General features: G+C 43.5%; 13 protein-coding genes. All 13 read left to right on the top strand.

Annotated elements, in window-relative coordinates; genetic code table 11:
• The first annotated feature begins 211 nt into the window (after nucleotides 1-211).
• The 13 genes from DW738_RS10320 to DW738_RS06835 all read left to right on the top strand — a co-directional run bounded on the left by DW738_RS10320 (nucleotide 212) and on the right by DW738_RS06835 (nucleotide 19,836).
• A complete protein-coding gene (locus DW738_RS10320; RefSeq protein WP_165852129.1) occupies nucleotides 212-6,403 on the top strand; it encodes an accessory Sec-dependent serine-rich glycoprotein adhesin in 6,192 nt (2,063 codons plus the stop codon).
• A 304-nt stretch (nucleotides 6,404-6,707) separates the two neighbouring features.
• Nucleotides 6,708-7,922 carry an accessory Sec system protein translocase subunit SecY2 gene (gene secY2, locus DW738_RS06890; RefSeq protein ID WP_123160660.1) on the top strand — a complete coding sequence of 405 codons (1,215 nt, stop codon included), beginning with the start codon at nucleotides 6,708-6,710 and terminating at the stop codon, nucleotides 7,920-7,922.
• 8 nt (nucleotides 7,923-7,930) lie between these two features.
• A complete protein-coding gene (gene asp1, locus DW738_RS06885) occupies nucleotides 7,931-9,508 on the top strand; it encodes an accessory Sec system protein Asp1 (protein ID WP_123160659.1) in 1,578 nt (525 codons plus the stop codon).
• Nucleotide 9,509: 1 nt separating this feature from the next.
• On the top strand, nucleotides 9,510-11,054 hold the full coding sequence (gene asp2, locus DW738_RS06880; RefSeq protein WP_123160658.1) for an accessory Sec system protein Asp2: 1,545 nt from the start codon (nucleotides 9,510-9,512) through the stop codon (nucleotides 11,052-11,054).
• Nucleotides 11,055-11,059: 5 nt separating this feature from the next.
• A complete protein-coding gene (gene asp3, locus DW738_RS06875; RefSeq protein WP_243634251.1) occupies nucleotides 11,060-11,530 on the top strand; it encodes an accessory Sec system protein Asp3 in 471 nt (156 codons plus the stop codon).
• A gap of 21 nt (nucleotides 11,531-11,551) precedes the next feature.
• Entirely contained in the window at nucleotides 11,552-13,927 is a 2,376-nt protein-coding gene (gene secA2 / locus DW738_RS06870) for an accessory Sec system translocase SecA2 (protein ID WP_123160656.1), read from the top strand.
• A 10-nt stretch (nucleotides 13,928-13,937) separates the two neighbouring features.
• Nucleotides 13,938-15,443, top strand: a complete 1,506-nt coding sequence (gene gtfA / locus DW738_RS06865; protein WP_123160655.1) for an accessory Sec system glycosyltransferase GtfA — start codon at nucleotides 13,938-13,940, stop codon at nucleotides 15,441-15,443.
• On the top strand, nucleotides 15,436-16,791 hold the full coding sequence (gtfB, locus tag DW738_RS06860; protein ID WP_123160654.1) for an accessory Sec system glycosylation chaperone GtfB: 1,356 nt from the start codon (nucleotides 15,436-15,438) through the stop codon (nucleotides 16,789-16,791). Before gtfA ends, gtfB begins: the two co-directional genes overlap by 8 nt.
• The gene (gene asp4 / locus DW738_RS06855; protein WP_123160653.1) at nucleotides 16,784-16,972 is read left to right on the top strand and encodes an accessory secretory system protein Asp4; all 189 of its coding nucleotides are present in this window, start codon (nucleotides 16,784-16,786) and stop codon (nucleotides 16,970-16,972) included. The genes gtfB and asp4 overlap by 8 nt, the downstream gene beginning before the upstream one ends.
• Nucleotide 16,973: 1 nt before the next feature.
• Nucleotides 16,974-17,198 carry a preprotein translocase subunit SecG gene (locus tag DW738_RS06850; protein WP_023024536.1) on the top strand — a complete coding sequence of 75 codons (225 nt, stop codon included), beginning with the start codon at nucleotides 16,974-16,976 and terminating at the stop codon, nucleotides 17,196-17,198.
• A 196-nt stretch (nucleotides 17,199-17,394) separates the two neighbouring features.
• Nucleotides 17,395-17,943: a carboxymuconolactone decarboxylase family protein gene (locus DW738_RS06845; protein WP_023024535.1), complete on the top strand. Its 549-nt coding sequence runs from the start codon at nucleotides 17,395-17,397 to the stop codon at nucleotides 17,941-17,943.
• A gap of 144 nt (nucleotides 17,944-18,087) precedes the next feature.
• Entirely contained in the window at nucleotides 18,088-18,981 is an 894-nt protein-coding gene (locus DW738_RS06840) for a TDT family transporter (RefSeq protein ID WP_123160652.1), read from the top strand.
• 159 nt (nucleotides 18,982-19,140) lie between these two features.
• Nucleotides 19,141-19,836 (top strand): type II CAAX endopeptidase family protein, encoded by a 696-nt coding sequence (locus tag DW738_RS06835; protein WP_123160651.1) that lies wholly within the window; start codon nucleotides 19,141-19,143, stop codon nucleotides 19,834-19,836.
• Nucleotides 19,837-19,851: the final 15 nt, after the last annotated feature.

The following is a 19,851-nucleotide window of genomic DNA, read 5'->3' as shown; positions in this document are numbered from 1 at the left end:
CTAGTATTCAAAGTGTCTGCAAAAGAATCTCATTTTGAGGTTCTTTTTTTGTTTTTTACCCTACTAAATTTTACGGATTTTATTAAAAGAAAACGGAATTGCTTTTGGGGAGGAAATTTTTTGAAATTTAAATTGTTATCTACCTCAAATTACTTGAATATGTATAGTAATGATGTATAATATTAATGACTATAATGTTGAGGGGATATTCATGTTTTTGAAAAGTTTGAATGGAAAAGTTAGGGAGATGGATCGAACGACTCGTTTCAAGTTAATCAAGTCTGGGAAGCATTGGGTTCGATCTGAAAATTCTACTTTAGGTTTATTTAAAATTGTTCGTGGAGAAGTAGAAACAACAGTTGTAATAAAGTCAGATAAGGAGCGGGATGGGATCCGTTCTACAAGTCAATTCGTACTGAAAGGATTATTGGCGACAGGAGCAACTGTTGGTGCCACCGCTATTATCAATACGGCCTATGCGGATGAAGCAGGTGTTGATGTGGTGACAACCTCTGAATTACAGAAAGAAACCTTAGCAGAAGCTAATAGCTTAGTGATTGGTTCAGTATCTGATGCAAGATCACTGTCAGAAGAAAGTCTAGAATCGACAAGTGCTTCGGCTTCTTTAAGTGAGCAAGGTTCTGAGAATCTTGCTGTGACTCTGAGCGAATCTACCTCAGAAGCTGCGACGACATCAGAGTCAAGCGTGGAAACGACAGAAACGGTTCTAGGAGCAACGGATAAAGTTGGTCTGGAACAGAATCTGTCAGAGGCGACCTTATTGACCCAGATGGCCGAAAACTATGCTTCAAACCTTACAGATGCGAATCAGAAAGCAGCTCTCTCGGTTGCGATCGCTAAGGTGCAAACAGAATTGTCAACTAGTACTCAGTTGCTTCATGAAAATGTGGCAACGCAAGCATTTGTGGATCAGCGTCAACGGTTAAATAAGTCTGTTGACGAGATGATGCTTGCTTTGAAAGCGACAGGTTTTGTGGGGAATAGCAGTGTAAACGGTAAACCTGCTATTGTAGCTCAGTTAGCCCCAATTTATGAAACAGTAAGAGATTCTAATGAGTTATCAGAAATTACCCCTGATTTGGAAGACCGAAACGGAGCTAACATCGAAGATGTTGCTTTGAAATTTGCAGGAGTAGAAAAGGATCCGCATTTAGATAAATCTGTTACAAATCTTGATCCTGAGGCTCTCAAATCTCTTTCTGAGACTCATGATGTGACGCGCTATACTTTTGCTATTTGGGATTTCGTTAATCGAGTGAAGCCGGATCCTCTGGATTATTATGCAACCTTATCCGTCGATCGTAGCTCGATTGGTTCAACTACTCCTAAAGGTCTCGATGTATACTTCCGTCTGGTTAAAAAGTCTAGTGGTACGGAGGTTTATGCTCAAACAGTTAAAGCAAATAGTGTGGTTGAGTTTGATTTACCAAAGGAATTAGTTGGTTCAGATACAAACCGCCAATATAGGGTTTCTTACTCAATTTATGATGATGGGAAACCTGGAGTTATACGGATGCAAAGTGTGGATTACCAGACTCCTAAGTTTATGATCCATCAGCTTTATGATGTGGTAGAACCTAAGAATGTAGGTATTTATGCACCATCGACCGTAGCATCAATTGTCCCATCACGAAGTGCTGAACACGTCACTTATTACAAGCTCGTTAACGACAAGGGAGAATTCCGGAAAGGAGCTTACGTTCCGAATGGTAGGGAAACTGTTTTGGCCTCTTATGCCCAGGTTGGTATTGAAGGTCAGGAGTACACAGCTTCAGCTGCTCGACAATTGGACGGATTTGTGCAAGTTCCACTGGTAGACTATCATCAGAATAAGATGTCTGGTGTCTTTGATCTTAGTGAAGTCGGGAAACAGACTGTCGAAACCTATCGAGGGGGGGCAAGAGACCACTATATTAAGCTTGTCCGAGAAGTAACGAGTCCAAATGGTGATTATACCTTAAAATACTATGTCTTGGATCCTTCTAAACTATGGAATTACCGCAAAGGAGATAACGGTACAGTATTTGATCTTGCAAATTATACCTTAGTGTATGAAAAGGCCTTTAGAAACGATCATTGGAATGAAACCTTTGAACATCTTGAGACGCGAGAGGTAAAAAGCAAGAAAGAAGATTATTCTCTTACAGTTACTCCTGATTTTTCAGATGGAAAAAACTTTAAGTTAAAAATCTCAGGTTGGTTCTCCTTGACAGAGAAGGTAAGCTATACGGATGAAAAAACGGGTAAGGAATATTCTTTTCGTAAACCATATACTTCCGCTCCAGAAAAGCAGGCACAGCTGAGTGGTAGCCATATTGTGGGTGATGATGCATCACTGCAAGGCGCTGACGGATTTTCTAAGTTTTATCATACAGTTTCGACCGGGGTGAGTTACTCGCCATCGAAGAGTGTGAATTACTATTACCGAAGAATGACTCCTTCTGAATTGCGATCTCAATCACTCAGTTATTCAGCTTCTCATTCGATGTCAGCACAAGATAGTCTTTCCTACTCAGAAAGCAGCTCACAAGTAGTTGCTTCAGAGTCTCAATCTCTATCTGCAGCTGTTTCTCTGTCGGCTCGTCAATCAACCTCCTTATCTGAGTCGCTGTCAAGTAGTGACTCAGTATCAGATAGTCTATCCATTTCAAAGGTACTTGAATCTCAATCGCTATCTTCTTCTCAGTCTGATTTGCAGAATGATTCAGAGGTCTCTGCCTCAGCATCGGTAAGTAGCTCCTTGTCAGCCTCAGAGAAATTAGTTTCTGAATCAGAGAGTGGATCGTTGTCTGTATCGGAGTCCATCACTTCAGCATCGGCAAGTGCTTCTCTATCAGCATCAGAGGTAGCCGTTTCTGAATCATTAAGTAGCTCTCTATCAGCCTCAGAGAAGTCAGCTTCTGAATCATTAAGTGGTTCCTTATCTGTATCAGAGTCAATCGCTTCAGCATCGGCAAGTAGCTCTTTATCAGCTTCAGAGAAAACCGCTTCTGAATCAGTGAGTAGCTCCCTGTCTGTATCGGAATCAGTTGCATCAGCCTCAACGAGTACTTCGATGTCAGCTTCAGAGAAGTCTGCATCCGAATCAGAGAGCGGATCGCTGTCTGTATCGGAGTCGATCTCTTCAGCATCGACAAGCGCTTCGGTATCAGCCTCAGAGGCAACCGTTTCGGAATCAGTAAGCAGCTCTCTATCAACTTCAGAGAAAACCGTTTCTGAATCATTAAGTGGATCTGTGTCTGTATCGGAGTCGATCTCTTCAGCATCAACAAGTGCTTCGGTATCGGCATCAGAGGTCTCTGTATCGGAATCGGTAAGTAGCTCTTTATCAGCTTCAGAGAAGTCCGCTTCTGAATCAGTGAGTGGATCCATGTCTGTATCGGAGTCGATCTCTTCAGCATCGACAAGCGCTTCGGTATCAGCATCAGAGGTAGCCATCTCGGAATCATTAAGTAGCTCTTTATCAGCTTCAGAGAAATTCGCTTCTGAATCAGAGAGTGGATCGCTGTCTGTATTGGAGTCAATCACTTCAGCGTCATCAAGTAGCTCTCTATCAGCTTCGGAGAAAACCACTTCTGAGTCATTAAGTAGTTCCCTGTCTGTGTCAGAGTCAATTACTTCAGCATCGACAAGTGCTTCGGTATCAGCATCAGAGGCAACCGTTTCGGAATCAGTAAGCAGCTCTCTATCAACTTCAGAGAAAACCGCTTCTGAGTCATTAAGTAGTTCCCTGTCTGTGTCAGAATCGATTGCATCAGTCTCAACAAGTACTTCAGAATCTGTAGCTCAAATGGAATCTTCTGAACTTCAATCAGCCTCAGTCTCTGAGTTGACTTCGGTATCAACCAGCGTTTCCGTTTCAGCATCAACAAGTGCGTCGATTTCAGCAAGTGCATCTGATTCAGTCTTGAATTCCGAGTCTGTTTCAATCAGTACATCAGAATCAACCTCACGCAAGCAAGCATCTAAGTTGGCGTCGGCTTCAGCCTCAGAGTCAGTCTCAACAAGTACTTCAGCATCTGTAGCTCAAATGGAATCTTCTGAACTTCAATCAGCCTCAGTTTCTGAGTTGACTTCGAAATCAACCAGCGTTTCCGTTTCAGCATCAACAAGTGCGTCGATTTCGGCAAGTGCATCTAATTCAGTCTTGAGTTCCGAGTCTGTTTCAATCAGTAGTTCTGAATCAACTTCATACAAGCAAGCATCTGAGTTGACGTCCGCTTCAGCCTCGGAGTCAGTGTCAACCAGTGAGTCTGAATCGGTAAGTAGCTCAGAGTCTGTTTTGAATTCTACATCGGTTTCAGCAAGCGCCTCAGAATCAACCTCACGCAAACAAGCTTCAGAGTTTGAATCTATTTCAGCATCTGATTCAGTTTCAACCAGCACATCAGCATCTGTAGCTCAAGTGGAGTCGTCTGAACTTCAGTCTGCCTCAGTATCTGGGTTGACTTCAGAATCCACTAGCGTGTCAACTTCAGCATCGATAAGTGTGTCAGAAGCAAGTGCGTCGATTTCAGCAAGTGCCTCAGAATCAGTCTTGAGTTCAGAGTCTGTTTCAATCAGTAGCTCTGAATCCACTTCACGCACGCAAGCCTCTGAATTGGCTTCGGCATCAACCAGCGTTTCCATTTCAGCGTCAACAAGTGTATCAGAAGCAAGTGCGTCGATTTCAGCAAGCGCATCTGAATCAGTATTGAATTCCGAGTCTATTTCAATCAGTGTATCTGAATCTGATTCAATCAAGCAAGCTTCTGAGTTAGAGTCAACATCAACATCTGATTCAGTGTCCACTAGTGAGTCTGTATCGGAATCGATTGCATCAGTCTCAACAAGTACTTCAGCATCTGTAGCTCAAATGGAATCTTCTGAACTACAATCAGCCTCAGTCTCTGAATTGCTTTCTGAATCCATTAGCGTGTCAACTTCTGTATCGACAAGTGCGTCAGAAGCAAGTGAATCAATTTCAGTAAGCGCATCTGAATCTGCCCTAGATTCTGCATCTGTATCTGAGTTGACCTCGGCATCAACCAGTGTTTCCGTTTCAGCATCAACAAGTGTATCAGAAGCAAATGCGTCGATTTCAGCAAGCGCATCTGAATCAGTCTTGAGTTCAGAGTCTGTTTCAATCAGTAGCTCTGAATCCACTTCACGCAAGCAAGCATCTGAGTTGGCGTCAGCTTCGGCATCTGCTTCAGTGTCCACTATTGAGTCATTATCAGTAAGTAGCTCCGAGTCTGTTTTGAATTCTACATCAGTTTCAGCAAGCGCATCCGAATCAATCTTGAGTTCAGAATCTGTTTCGACCAGTACCTCTGAATCAACCTCAAGCAAACAAAGCTCAGAATTGGAATCTGTTTCAGCCTCAGAGTCAGCCTCAACAAGTAGCTATGAATCTGTCTTGAATTCTGAATCAGTTTCAGCAAGTGGCTCAGAATCTACCTCAAGTAAGCAAACATCAGAGTTGACTTCGAAATCACTAAGCGATTCTGTTTCAGCGTCAACAAGTGCTTCAGAATCTAGAGAGTCAATTTCAGCAAGTGCCTCAGAATCAGTCTTGAGTTCAGAGTCTGTTTCAATCAGTAGCTCTGAATCAACTTCACGCAAGCAAGCATCTGAGTTGGCGTCGGCTTCGGCATCTGCTTCAGTGTCCACTATTGAGTCATTATCAGTAAGTAGCTCCGAGTCTGTTTTGAATTCTACATCGGTTTCAGCAAGTGCCTCAGAATCTGCCTCAACTAAGCAAGTCTCTGAATTGACTTCGGCATCCACTAGCGTGTCAACTTCAGCATCAACAAGTGCGTCGATTTCGGCAAGCGTCTCAGAATCTATCTTGAATTCCGAGTTGGTTTCAGTAAGTGCATCAGAGTCAACTTCAAGTAACCAAGCTTCTGCCTTAGAGTCAGCCTCAACATCTGGGTCTATCTCAACATTGGCATCAGCATCGCTCCAAGTGAGTGCATCCAACCAGCCTTCGACAGATAGATCGACTTCGTCTAGTCATTCGATGTCACTGACATCAAGTTGGTCATCCGTTTCCGCCTTGGCTTCAAACGCGGTAAACGAATCTACAGTGGTGTACGAGTCTGCTTCGGCGAGCCCTCAGGAACCAAGGAGCACACTTGTTTCATCAAAAGCAAGCCAGCTCTTATCGGAATCGACTTCTCTTTCAACGAGTCGGTCTACTTCTAGCTCGGCAAGCCAATCTCATTCAGAAAGTCAAGCGACTCCTCAGATGAGCTCCTCTGGAGAGAAATCGGCTGCTTCTGTATCCGAAGCAAAATCGACGTCGGACTCTCTCGGAGTGACTTCACGTGAGCTGTTCATCACGCTTGTAGTAGCTTTCTTTGCAGGCTTGGTCTCATTTTTCCATCGTAAAAAGTAAATACAATTATCTTTCTTAAAATTGAAAATTTGCTTATTTCGATTCCTCTGATATACCGGCAGATCCATGAGAGGATTTGTCGGTTTTCTTTGAGAATGTCGGGGTGAAAAGCCTCGTGAAATATGGTATAATGACTGGAGAAAAGCTAGATGAATAGTGGTTCTTCAGATCATCTTCTGAAGAACTTTTTTCTCTTATAGATAAGAGATTGTTTAGGTGAAATGGTTCAGTCTTATGCGAGTGTTTAATGAGCGGATTTAGGTAGGATAACCATTTGAGAGAAGGGGGAGTAGAAGAGTAGGATATGATGAAACAATCTGGAGTTAGGAATCGATTATGTTGGACGATCCTATTCGTCTTTGTTTATGTTTTAGGAAGTAAAATCACCTTACCCTTTGTGGACCTAGCGAAGGTTTTAAATGTGAACGAAGGTACTGCAAGGGGTCTGGAGTTGACGAGTGCTATCATGGGTGGAAACCTTCGTGGCTTGTCCATTTTTGCCCTCGGGCTTTCGCCTTGGATGTCTTCAATGATCTTGTGGCGGTTGTTTACAGTATCTAAACGTCATAATCTGGAGAAAACCAGTTCGGACCTTGTGGAGCGACGGAAGATGTATCTGACACTTGCTCTGGCTCTTGTGCAATCTTTGGCGGTTTCCCTCTATCTCCCGTTAGAAACAGACCTGAGCCCTCTTCTAGTGGTCTCGCTTAATGCCTTGATTATGATAGCAGGTACTTTTTTCTTAGTCTGGTTAGCTGATTTAAATACCGCACTAGGCTTGGGGAATTCTATTGTGATCATGATGGCGGGGATGCTTCTGTACTTACCAGAGGATGTCCTTGGGACCTTATCAAAGAGTGGGCTTCCAGCATACAGCCTTCTGTTTCTATTTCTCCTCTTGTTAGCATTTATGTATATGGTCGTATGCATCGAGTATGCTCGCTATCGGATCCCTGTGAATAAGCTGGGGATTCACAACAGTTTGAAAGCTCACACGTTTTTAGATGTGAAGCTCAATCCAGCTGGAGGCATGCCCTTTATGTATGCCATGACCTTGGTTTCGATCCCGCAATACATATTTTTGCTGGTCCAAGCCATTAATCCCCATGCTTCATGGGCTGGCACTATTGCTAAGGAGTTGGTCATAGGAGAGCCAGCCTGGATATTTCTCTACGGTCTGATGATGGTCCTTCTGTCCTTTGCTTTTGCCTTTGTAACGGTCAATGGGGAAGAAATTGCAGACAAAATGATGAAAAACTCAGAGTATATTGATTTCGTTTATCCTGGAGAAGAGACGCGTAGGTACATCAATCGAATTGTCTTTCGTTTAACGGTTTTTGGGACGCTGTATTTAATCCTGTTTACCGTGTTGCCCTTCCTTCTTCTGCTTTGGGATAGAGGGCTCTTGCGTTTGGTCATGATTCCAGGAAGTTTTCTCATGTTTGTGGGGATGATCTCGACGATCCGGGAGGAAGTTCGAGCTCTTCGCGTGAACCAACGCTACACAAGATTGTTTTAGGAGTTGCTATGTATTACTTTATCCCAGCCTGGTATGGCAGCGAGCGTATTTGGCACAGTACGACGACGCCTTGGTATTGGTCGAAAGATATGATTGAATTTGATGAGACCATTCATCAAATTCGCGTCTTCCAGGAAGCGGGAGTGGAGCGGAGATTAGTGCTTCCACACTATTGCCCACAACTGCGTTACTACCTCCATCGGCAAGATTTATTGGAAACAGACTATCTGTCGATTTTTGATCACATTCAGGGGATTTCCCCTCGCCAAGAGATGATGCCGATCCAGGTCGAGGATTTGGAATGGCCAGCTCAAACAAGCTTTGCCTATACTCCTTTTCAAATAGTGGCTTTCTGTCGCGGTCAGGTCATCGCTAGTATCGATTTGGGAGTAGATGGGAATCTTCTTTCAGTTAATCGGCTAAAGGATAAAGAAACGGTTTATGTGCAGTATCTGGATGACCGAGGTTTTATTTCCAGTGTCTTATACTACAAAGAGGGAAGTCCGTATTTCCAAGACTATCTAACCCCCGAAGGGAACTGGGTTTTGAGAGAGTTATTGACAGATGCTAGCCACATGGTCTTTGTTAATGAAGCCTTTCAGAAGCAGTTTAAACGAGAAACTTACTCGGACATGGGAGAAGTGGTTGCTGAAAAAATGAAAGCCATACTAGAAGACCTAGTTCCCGGTCACGATCGTATGGTGATTGCGGCCCATCCAGCTAACCTACCCTTTATCCAACAAGTGGAGCGGGGCATTTCAAAGGTTCTCTCTTTTTATGGGCAACGCCAGCCACTATCACAAGAAGATTCCTTGCTTCATTTTTCTTTAAAAGAGGTTGACTTGGTGCTAACTGATAGTGAAAAAACGAAACAAGATTTGCTTCGTCTTGCTCCAAGTATTGCTTCTAAGGTCCATCGCCTGACGTCCTTTGATTCGCGGCTGAGATTGGGAAGCAGTCAAGAGAGGAAAGAGTCGAAAATCTTTTTCTATCTGGATGAAAAGAACCTCCCCTCTCAATCCGCTTTAGAGAAAGTGTTCGAAATCTTAGCGAAAAACCCTTTATTTGAAGTCGTTTTCGCAATCTACAATGCTTCTGATGAAGCAGTAGCGACACTGGATCGGCAGTTAGAAGACTTAGCTGGCGAGATGGGGATGGCTGCTAGAGGTGTTCAGGTTGATTCTCGCGAGCTGGGAGAAAACCACATCCTCGAAGATGCTTCTCTCTTTGAAAAGAAGCTAGATCGTTATAAGGTTCAAAATTTCTTTCATGAGAACGACATCATCAAAGAATTAGAACAGACTCGCTTAATAGTAGATATGAGTGAGGAACCCAATCTGTATACACAGATTGCAGGCATTTCGGCAGGGATTCCTCAGATCAATCGCACCCAAACAGAGTATGTAGACCATTTAAAAAATGGATATGTCCTGGGGGAGCTGGAGGAAGAGCTAGAAAAAGCGATGGACTATTTCCTTAGAGATCTTAAACCATGGAATGAATCGCTGATTTATTCCGTCGAAAAGATTCAAGAATACACAGGCCAGCGCTTGATCGCCAAATGGGAAGGATGGATGGAAAACTAGGATGGACAGAAAGTTGGAAACAGGCCATATTCTTCAAATTGGACCTACAAATTGGCAGGGAGAAGTGACGATCCCAGAAGGTCTGAACTGGCATTATTTTTCTATCCAAACACCTCTACAGATAGAGGATTACATGGCGGAGCAAGGCATCAAGCAGTTTAAGGCCTTGGTACTGGATCATCCTGAAAGGCTATTGAACTTCAAAGAAGAACTGGCTCTATTTCAGCCCTACACTGTTTTCTATGATCAAACATATGACCAAGAGTCATTTACAGAAGAACTGGCTCGTTTGATGCAACTGGTTCAGGCTAAGGCTTGGGATTTTTCTGATAAGGCTCACTTTCTCTATCAACTTCATCGTTTCCTTTATGACGGTCAGTACGGAGATGCTTTTAGCGTCAGAGATTTACGAATTAGAGCAGACTTTGAAGGGATGCAAACGGTCAGAGGGAAACACTTTTTGGAGTTAGACGGTTCATATGGAGAGGAGTTTACTCCCATAGCCCAGTGGGTTAACACCTATTCTTATAATGGGACCATTCCTACGGATCTATGGTTAGAGTACGAGAAAACGGCAGGTTGTCACATCCGTTTGCGGGTCCAATTTTTCCAGAGTGGTAGTCTGGGATCGTTAGAGAAGGAACTCGTCTATTCGGAAGAAGACTTGGAAAGACCGGTTCTGATTGACGAGCCTGGTTCTTATTACCTATCCTTTTCACTGGAAGCAAGGGGGCAGGGACAACTGATTATCGGTGCTTTGCACAAGCGCTTCTCTCACGGTCCCTTTGGAGAAATTTCTCTTGGGTCCCAGGTTCTCAGAGACAGCAAGCGTCAGGAAATTTTTGCTTATTTCCATCCAGGAGACCTGAAGCCACCGCTGAATATCTATTTCTCTGGCTATCGTCCTGCGGAGGGTTTTGAAGGCTTTTCCATGATGAAAAATATGGGAGCTCCCTTCATTCTCTTTTCGGATCCGCGTCTAGAGGGAGGATGCTTCTACCTAGGCTCTCCAGAGTTAGAAAAGAAGATTCAGGATTTTATCGATTACCATCTCCAATCCTTAGGATTTGGTCCAAAAGAATTGAACTTTTCAGGTCTATCAATGGGCACTTATGGAGCCCTCTACTATGGAGCTTCATATTCACCCCATGCAATCTTGGTTGGAAAACCTATTGTCAATCTTGGGGATGTAGTGGCCAATCTGAAGTTTAAACGGCCAGATGAATTTGGGACATCACTCGATATGATGCAGTTGCTAGTCGGTCAAGTGGCGAGTGAAGGGATTGAGGCCTTGAACAAGCGTTTTTGGGATCGATTTGGTCAAGCAGCGTTAAAGGATACTCTATTAGCCTTGGCTTACATGAGAGATGATGACTACGACCAGAAGGCTTATTCGGATATTTTAGAAGCTCTTTATCACCAACCTGTTCGGATCATTAGTTCGAGTCGGCCGGGTCGCCACAATGATGCAACGGAATCCATCATCGAGTGGTTCTTGACCCAATACAAAGAAATCATGGAAAGAGATTTTGGTAGAAGCGGATGATTAGGATGAGAAAACAAAAAGGTCGCCAGATTTATTGGGGGTCAACCTCTTCGGCAGACTATTTATGGGGGTCTGTTATTCAGAGATTGGCAGTCGATCAGATTCGGTTTACGAATCCTTTAATGCCTTCTGGCCAAGTCTTAAAAACCTGGAAATCCCTCACAAGCTATGTGGAGGACCGAATGGCACCCACTCTACCGCTTTTACAGAGAGGCCAGACATATGTGCTTGAAGCTCAGATGACTTCTAGGCCTGCTCATACGGTAATGTTGGAGATTGTTTGCCAAGACCGTTTTGGTAAGATGGTGGACCGGCAGGTCAGTACAGAGGGGCAGGTCAGGTTTGTTTATCCAGAGCAAGCTTATTCTTATCAAGTGCGTCTCCTCAGTGCTGGGATGCAAGAGTTTACCTTTCACCATATCACGATTTCTCCGATTTCGTCTGAACAAGGAGCTATTCTGATACAGACTAAATAGATTGCAGTAAATGAGGACCTAGTGGATTTTAGTCAATTGAAAAAAATAAAAAAGATTTTAAAAGAGGTTAATGGCTGGAAAGATAGAATGTCTCAATTGACAGACCAGCAGTTACAAGAAAAGACAGAGGAATTTCGCCGTCGTTTCCGAAAAGGGGAGTCACTGGACGATTTGCTAGCAGAAGCTTATGCAGTCGTGAGAGAAGTCTCTCAGCGAGTCTTGGGGATGTTTCCTTACGATGTTCAAGTCATGGGAGCTATCGTTCTCCACCAAGGAAATATTGCAGAGATGGAAACTGGGGAAGGAAAGACCCTAACGGCAACCATGCCAGCTTACCTGAATGCTATAGAAGGGAAGGGGGTTATGGTGATTACCCCCAATACTTATCTGGCAACTCGTGATGCGGAAGAAATGGGTAAGATTTATCGTTTCCTAGGTTTAACGGTCGGGGTTCCACTCCAAGATAGGGAGGGCGAACTCTCCCCAGCTAGGAAGCGGACGCTCTACCAAGCTGACATTGTCTACACTACTAATAGTAGCTTGGGCTTCGACTATCTTTCAGAAAATTTAACAGCCTCTGTCGAAGGTCAATTCCTAGCAAAGTTTAACTATGCTATTGTGGATGAAATTGATTCTATCTTGTTGGATAGTGCTCAGACGCCCTTGATTATCTCAGGTTCTCCGCGAGTTCAATCCAATCTATATGGGATTGTAGATACCTTGGTCCGAAACTTTCAAAAAGGAGAAGAATACAAGATTGACGGAGACAAGAAACAAGTTTGGTTGACCCCTAAAGGGGTGAAGGCAGCCGAGGCTTTTTTATCCATTCAACATTTGTATAATCCTCAACATCGTGATCTTGTCCGCCATATCAATTTGGCATTACAAGCGCATCAAAACTATACAAAAGATAAGGATTATGTCGTCCGTGTTAATGAAAAAGGGGAGAAGGAGATTGTCCTTCTAGATCAGGCAACGGGGCGTCTCATGGAATTGACTCGCCTTCAAGGGGGACTTCATCAGGCACTTGAAGCCAAAGAAGGACTTCCTTTGACACCAGAGACACGGGCCATGGCTTCGATCACTTATCAAAACTTGTTCAAGATGTTTCGGAAACTCGGCGGTATGACGGGAACCGGGAAGGTTGCAGAAGCTGAATTTCTGGAGACCTATGCCATGTCAGTGGTTCAGATCCCAACCAATCGAAAACGCATTCGCCAGGATCTTCCAGATGAGATATACCAGACCTTGCCAGAAAAAGTCTATGCCTCTATGGCCTACATCAAAGAAGTCCATGCAAAGGGAAATCCGATTTTGATTTTTGCTGGATCGGTTGAGATGTCTATCTTGTACTCAAACCTTCTGCTTCGTGAAGGAATTCCCCATAATCTCTTGAATGCCAACAAGGCTTCTCGTGAAGCACAGATTATTGCTGAATCTGGTCAAAAAGGAGCGGTAACAGTTGCCACCTCGATGGCAGGTCGGGGGACAGATATTAAATTAGGGAACGGTGTAGCTGCCTTAGGCGGATTAGTGGTCATCGGGACGGAGAGGATGATGAATCGCAGGATAGATCTCCAAATTCGAGGACGATCAGGACGTCAAGGAGATCCTGGAAAAACCAAGTTCTTTGTCTCTCTGGAGGATGACTTGATCAAAAACTGGGGTCCAAATTGGATCCAGGATAGGTATCAAGATTATGACGTAGAGGATCGACTTCAAGAAGCCAAACCTCTATCTCGGAGAAAATACCAACGTATAATCGCTCAAGCTCAGGATGCGAGTGAAAGTGCTGCGCAAGCTAGTCGTCGCTTGACCTTAGAGTTTGCAGAGAGTATGAATATTCAACGTGATTTAGTTTATAAGGAACGGGATCGTTTAATCAGGTTAGGTAGACGTTTGGACGGACTAATCGAGAAAATTGCCCGAGAAGTTTTTGCCCAGGTAGCCAAAAACAAGAAGTATCAAGACCCGATTGCCTTCTATCACTATATTCTAGATCATATCAGTTATCAGGTTGTTCCTGCCCAGATCCCTCAAGCCTTTCCTTCCAAACAGGCAAAAGAGGATTTTCTCTGGGAGCTAGCCCGCTCTGAGTTACTTGCTAAATATCAAACGCTTGAATCCGATGAGGTGATTGCTCAATTTCAACGGATGGTACTTTTAAAGGCTATTGATGAAAATTGGGTGGAACAAGTGGATTATTTGCAACAATTACGTGTGGCCTTATCTGGCCAGTACATCAGCCAAAAGAATCCGCTGGTCGAATTTTACCAAGAAGCTTACTTGTCTTTCGATCGGATGAAGGCTATGGCAAAAGAGCAGATGGTTCGCAATCTTTTACTCAGTCGAGTAGAAATCAATACAAAAGGGGAAATTGTCCTGTATTTCCCATAAAAGAGGATTTATGACAGTATACAATATCAATCTTGGGATTGGATGGGCCAGTAGTGGCGTCGAGTATGCACAAGCCTATCGTGCCAAGTTGCTACGACAGATCCAAGAACCTGCAAAATTTATTTTTATGGATATGATATTAGCAGACAATATTCAACACTTAACAGAGAATATTGGCTTTAAAGACCATGAAATCATATGGCTCTACACCCATTTTACAGATATAAAAATTGCGCCTACGACTTACACGGTGGAGCAAGTCCTGGCTGGGTTCGCTGGGAGCCCAACGCGAGAAGAGACCACAGGGAAGGTGAAACGCTATTTCTACGAAGACCAAGACAGTTTTTTGACCTGCTATCTTCGGGACGAAAAGAGTCCCTATGTAGAGCGTTGTGAGTATGTTTCCGGAGGGATCCTAGTCAGAAAGGATTATTTTTCCTATACTCGCTACTGTACAGAGTACTTTATCCCAAAAAATAATCAAGCCAATTTGATTGAACGACGTTTCTACAATGAGGACGGAAGTGTGGCCTATCGGATGCAGGTGGCAGATGGTCAGGAGATTTACCGTTTCCCGGATCGTTATCTCCTGGGCCGGCAGGAATTGATTCGCTACTTCATGCAAACCCTCAACTTGACCAAACAAGATCTGGTGATTTTGGATCGGGAGACGGACATCGGCCAACCCATTTTTGAAGAGGCCCAAAAAGCTCGTCTAGGAGTCGTGGTCCATGCGGAGCACTATAGTGTCAACAGTACTGATAATCAATATATTTTGTGGAACAATTATTACGATTACCAATTTACTAATGCGGATAAGGTGGACTTCTTTATTGTCGCGACAGATCGCCAAAAGGAAGTTTTGGCAGCGCAATTTGAAAAATATACCCAGCATTCTCCTGCTATTTATACCATTCCGGTAGGAAGTCTTGAAAGTCTACCGCAAAAGGACTCTCGTAAACCTTTTTCTTTGATAACTGCTTCGCGTCTGGCGACAGAAAAACACATCGACTGGTTAATTCGAGCAGTTGTCGAAGCAAAAAAAGAGCTACCTGCTCTCTCTTTTGATATTTATGGAAAAGGCGGAGAGGAAGAGAAACTGCGGTCTCTAATTGAAGAGTTAGGAGCGATGGACTATATCCAGCTCAAAGGGCATATGGATTTGACCGCTATTTACAAAGATTATGAAGTCTACCTATCGGCTTCAACCAGTGAAGGCTTTGGTCTCACCTTGATGGAGGCAATTGGTTCTGGTCTTCCAATCATTGGCTTTGATGTACCCTACGGCAATCAGAACTTTGTTAGAGATGGGGAGAATGGCTACTTGCTTCCGACTGAACCAGACCAGATTGTGGACAGGATAGCGAGGTCCTTCGCTGAAAAGATCCACTTGCTATACCAGAGTCAAAAGGTGGCATCCATGCGTCAAGCATCTTATGCGCGTGCAGAAGATTTTCTAACCAGTAAGGTTGAAAAAGCTTGGTCTCAATTGATTGAGGAGGTGACCCATGCTTAATGTGTTTGATCGGTTTTCGCGCGAAAGCCAAGATCTGCTCTATTCTTTACAAAGAGCAGGTTACACGCATCCAACTATCGTCTTGGAAGCAAATGGTTTTTTACCCGATGGAGTGGAGTCGCCTTTTCTTTACTTTTTAGGTCGACCGACAGGTGAAAAACGGGGGCGCTTCTTTAACGAAATTTTAGTTCCTGATTTTTGGGAAATTACTGGAGATGCGTCTGGCGGCCGGATTTCCTATTACGGCCAAGAAAAAGCGCGTATCTATTACCAAGGAGCGACTCATAAGCGAATTGTTGAGCGGGTAGAGTGGTTCAATCAAGAGGGACAAGTAAGGACAGTGGATCGCTATGATCAGTATGGTCGCAAAATAGCGGTAACCAGTTGTGATGGTCAGGGCAATCCTTTGTTAACCACCTACTTTGAAGAAGAAATTGAACGCCTGACAGAAAATCATCAAACAGGTGATCTGCTCTTGACACTGGATCATGAGCCTATGCGTATCTTCAAAAATCGACTAGATTTCTGCGTCTTTTATGTCCAATACCGAGGATTTGCTTTAGATCAGGTGCTTTTCAATACGCTGGCTCAGTCTTTTGCTTTGAGTTTGCAACTCGGCAAAATGGGGCTGGTAGGCCGGGATGTCTTGGTTTGGCAAGAGCCACTACGGGATAGTCTGCCAGGCAATATGCAACTCATCCTAAACAGTCCAGAGATACGGACGAAGAAGATCTTCATCCCTCAAAGGGAGACTTATCTCCGTGCTCTACAGTTGGTATCACCAGAGCAGCAGGGCTTTTTTGCCCCTCTTGGCTATATCTATGATTTTGTAATCAAAGACGATGTTCGTAAGGATGCTTTTGTATTAACAAATTCAGATCAAATTGAAGCCTTACCTTATTTGTTAGAGCAATTACCGGATGTGACCTTCCGAGTTGCTGCAGTGACAGAAATGTCTCCAGAGCTCATGTCTCTAGTCCGCTACCCCAATTTGGTCCTGTATCAGAATATTAGCCAGGAGCGGATCAAGGAGCTCCTCCACCAATCTAGTATCTATCTAGACATCAATCATTTTGGGGAGGTACAAGGGATTGTTCGCAAGGCCTTTGAGCACCAACAGCTAATCCTTGGCTTTGAACAGACCTTACATGACCCGCCTTATCTTGCTCAAGAAAATGTCTTTAGGCAAGGAGAAAAAGACAAACTCGTAGCACGTATTAAAGAAATTTATCAATCAATAGAGAACTATCGACACGCAGTTTCAAATCAAATTGCACAGTCTAATGCGATCGAACAGGAAGTATTCCGTTCGAGATTCCAAGAAGGGATAGGTGATAGAAATGCCTGATCAGAAGAAGGACTTGTTCTATAAAGAAGTAGAAGGACGAATGAATGCTCTGAAGCGCCGATCCGAGGAAAAAGAAAAAGCAACCCGCTCGGAAAAAGTCAACCTGACTTTAAATGTTGTTATCGGTCTCGTTATCTTGTTGGGGGTACTGCTCACCCTTTTCCGAGTTTTTGGAGGATAAGATGGAAATGCTATTTGTTGTGCTGATGTTCCTTCTATCGATCAGTTTAATTTTGTTGGTGATGTTTCAACCTCGTCAACAACAATCGCTGTCAACAGATGCGACCAGTAACTTAGGGAAGCCAAATTATTGGCTAGCCCGTCGAGGGATGAAGCTAGCGACCTTGATCGTTAGTGTCCTCTTTTTCTTAGTCTTGTTAATCTATCTGCTACTTGCTCGGGCTTAGAAGGATAGGAAAATAAGAAGAAGGACCTTTCTCTTGAAACAGCTACTTTAAACGGGAGCAGAAGTGGGGTCGATACGTCTGAATCTTTTCTTCTTGGTGATAACTATTTTTTATGGAAGGTATATGAAATATATATTTTTCAAGCTTTCTATTCTATGATAGACTAAGTGTCACCAAGAGAAAAAGAGGTAGATTTATGACAACATTTCAGATTCATACAGTTGAGACAGCGCCAGAAGAGGTAAAAGAGGTTCTTGAAACTGTTCAAAAAGATAATAACGGCTATATTCCAAATCTCATCGGTCTTTTAGCAAATGCGCCGACAGCTCTAGAAGCCTATCGTACAGTCGGTGCGATTAACCGTCGCAACAGTTTGACACCAGTTGAACGTGAAGTTGTCCAAATCACTGCTGCGGTGACCAACGGTTGTGCCTTCTGTGTGGCAGGGCATACAGCTTTTTCGATCAAACAGATCCAAATGAATGACGACCTTCTTCAAGCTCTGCGCAATCGTACTCCGATTGAAACAGATCCGAAATTGGATACCTTGGCTAAATTCACCCTAGCAGTGATCAATACCAAGGGACGCGTTGGAGATGAGGCCTTAGCTGAATTTTTAGAAGCAGGTTATAGTCACCAAAATGCTTTGGATGTGGTCCTAGGTGTGAGTTTGGCTAGTCTCTGTAACTATGCCAATAACTTGGCCAATACACCTATCAATCCAGAATTGCAGCCCTACGCGTAAAAGAACCAAGCTTGTGCATGAAATGATGGAGCTAAGCTTAAAAATAAGAAAATGAGAAGGAGATTTTATATCTACTTCTTTTTTTGATGATGCCTTCTGGTATTTTATGTTATACTGAAAGCGATAAAATAATTGGAGATCAAGATGAAAAAGATTCCTTTAGCATTTTCAGGTTGTCTATTAGGTTTAGCAGGAGCGGGAAACCTTCTGTCTGATACCTTCCCAGTTCTGGCCCATTTTTTCAGTTTGACGGGTTTGATTCTATGGGTTTTCTTTTTGTTTCACCATCTGATCTACTGGCAAGAAACGAAGATTGAACTTCAAGAACCAGCCCTTCTATCTGGAATGGCGACCTTTCCCATGGCTGGGATGATTCTATCGACTTATCTCCTACGACTGTTTCCTACATTTGGAGGACTTGCCCAGACAGTTTGGTGGTCTGCTTTCCTTTTAGATTGTAGCTTAATTTTCTACTTTACCAAGACCCATATTTTTGCAAAACCAAGAGCCAATGCCACCCCTAGTTGGACCGTCCTTTATGTAGGGATTGCTGTGGCAGCCTTGACCTATCCAGTGGTAGGGTTGGTTGAGTTGGCCTATCTGACTCTCGGGTTTGGCTTTGTCTTAACCTTGATTCTTTACCCGCTAATCTATCAGGGATTGAAAACTACCCCTTTACCGAGCCACTTATTGGGGCAAGAAGGCATTTATTGTGCGCCCTTTTCTCTTCTGTTAGCGGCCCTCGTTCGTCTTGGTGGAGCTAGTCTGCCGGTTTGGCTCTTATATATCATGATCGGTCTCTCTCAAGGTTTTTATTTCTTCGTTTTAACGCGTCTGCCCAGAATGATAAAAGAAGGGTTTCAACCAGCCTTTTCAGCCTTAACCTTTCCCACGGTCATCACAGCTACTTCCCTGAAAATGGCCCAAGACTTATTACAAAGTCCTCTTTTAAGGCCCCTTGTCTGGCTAGAAACCATTCTTTGCCTAGCCATTCTTGTGTCTGTGCTAGTGGGCTTTACGACTTACAGAAAAGGGTAGAAGAAAGCTTGATAATCGCTACAATAAGCTGGTATTCCAATAGAAACTAGAGGTTAGAGACGGCTGTCTCGACCTCTTTTTTATCCACTTTCTAATTGAATCCTAGGAATGATTATGGTAAGATGCAATAAATCATTTTTAATCCCTTGAAAGGAATGTATGAAATTTTTAAAAACAAAGGCCAAGCTCTTTTATCCACTTTTATTGCTGGTCTTTTACATCTTGGTGCGGCCGCAATTCCGCGAGTTAGCCCAGCTAGTCAGCAACCAAGTCGGCCAAGCCCTTAGCTATTTTTGGACCCTTCTCTTTTTAGAAGCAGGTTATCTGATGCTTGTTTTTTCATTTGTGAAGAAGTACAGTCCACGTACCGTTTTTCAGTGGGCGAAGAAGAAACAATTCCTCCCCGCTATCTACGCTACTATATTCACTAGTTGTGCTATCTATTGGCTGGACTACTTTCTCAGTGGTTTTACCAAAGGACGTCTAGCTATTTATCACTCCTTTCCGGTGACCTTGGAAGCCTTAGGATCTCTCATCCTCTTTATCCTAGTGGTCATCATTCGACCGATGACAGTAGAATTGGTCTTCCGTGGAGCGCTTGTCCAAGCCTATTTTAAAAAATGGCCCTTCTATGCGAGTGTATGGGCGCCTGCCCTCATCTATAGCGGATTTCAATTCCTCCAGCATCCCTTTACTGTCTTGAGTTTTTTGATCTATACAATCCCTTCTCTTCTGTTTGGATTACTGAATGAAAAGACAGGCTCCTTGTATTATCCTATCCTTGCTCATATCGGACTGAACTTCATTTATAGCCTACCCATCATCTTGTCAACTATCCAGCATCTCTTCTCCTAGTCGTTTTAACAGTAC

The sequence above is a fragment of the Streptococcus sp. AM28-20 genome (assembly GCF_003603595.1).
In the GTDB taxonomy this organism is placed as follows: Bacteria; Bacillota; Bacilli; order Lactobacillales; family Streptococcaceae; genus Streptococcus; species Streptococcus ilei.
The sequence above is the reverse complement of the archived record's forward strand: the minus strand, read 5'-3'. Positions and strand labels throughout refer to the sequence as shown.

What these genes read in the sequence shown, in the direction of transcription:
- DW738_RS06845 (WP_023024535.1), top strand. Translation starts at nt 17,395, where the DNA reads ATGACAACATTTCAGATTCATACAGTTGAGACAGCGCCAGAAGAGGTA.
- asp4 (WP_123160653.1), top strand. Translation starts at nt 16,784, where the DNA reads ATGCCTGATCAGAAGAAGGACTTGTTCTATAAAGAAGTAGAAGGACGA.
- DW738_RS06850 (WP_023024536.1), top strand. Translation starts at nt 16,974, where the DNA reads ATGGAAATGCTATTTGTTGTGCTGATGTTCCTTCTATCGATCAGTTTA.
- gtfB (WP_123160654.1), top strand. Translation starts at nt 15,436, where the DNA reads ATGCTTAATGTGTTTGATCGGTTTTCGCGCGAAAGCCAAGATCTGCTC.
- asp1 (WP_123160659.1), top strand. Translation starts at nt 7,931, where the DNA reads ATGTATTACTTTATCCCAGCCTGGTATGGCAGCGAGCGTATTTGGCAC.
- gtfA (WP_123160655.1), top strand. Translation starts at nt 13,938, where the DNA reads ATGACAGTATACAATATCAATCTTGGGATTGGATGGGCCAGTAGTGGC.
- DW738_RS10320 (WP_165852129.1), top strand. Translation starts at nt 212, where the DNA reads ATGTTTTTGAAAAGTTTGAATGGAAAAGTTAGGGAGATGGATCGAACG.
- asp2 (WP_123160658.1), top strand. Translation starts at nt 9,510, where the DNA reads ATGGACAGAAAGTTGGAAACAGGCCATATTCTTCAAATTGGACCTACA.
- asp3 (WP_243634251.1), top strand. Translation starts at nt 11,060, where the DNA reads ATGAGAAAACAAAAAGGTCGCCAGATTTATTGGGGGTCAACCTCTTCG.
- secY2 (WP_123160660.1), top strand. Translation starts at nt 6,708, where the DNA reads ATGATGAAACAATCTGGAGTTAGGAATCGATTATGTTGGACGATCCTA.
- DW738_RS06840 (WP_123160652.1), top strand. Translation starts at nt 18,088, where the DNA reads ATGAAAAAGATTCCTTTAGCATTTTCAGGTTGTCTATTAGGTTTAGCA.
- DW738_RS06835 (WP_123160651.1), top strand. Translation starts at nt 19,141, where the DNA reads ATGAAATTTTTAAAAACAAAGGCCAAGCTCTTTTATCCACTTTTATTG.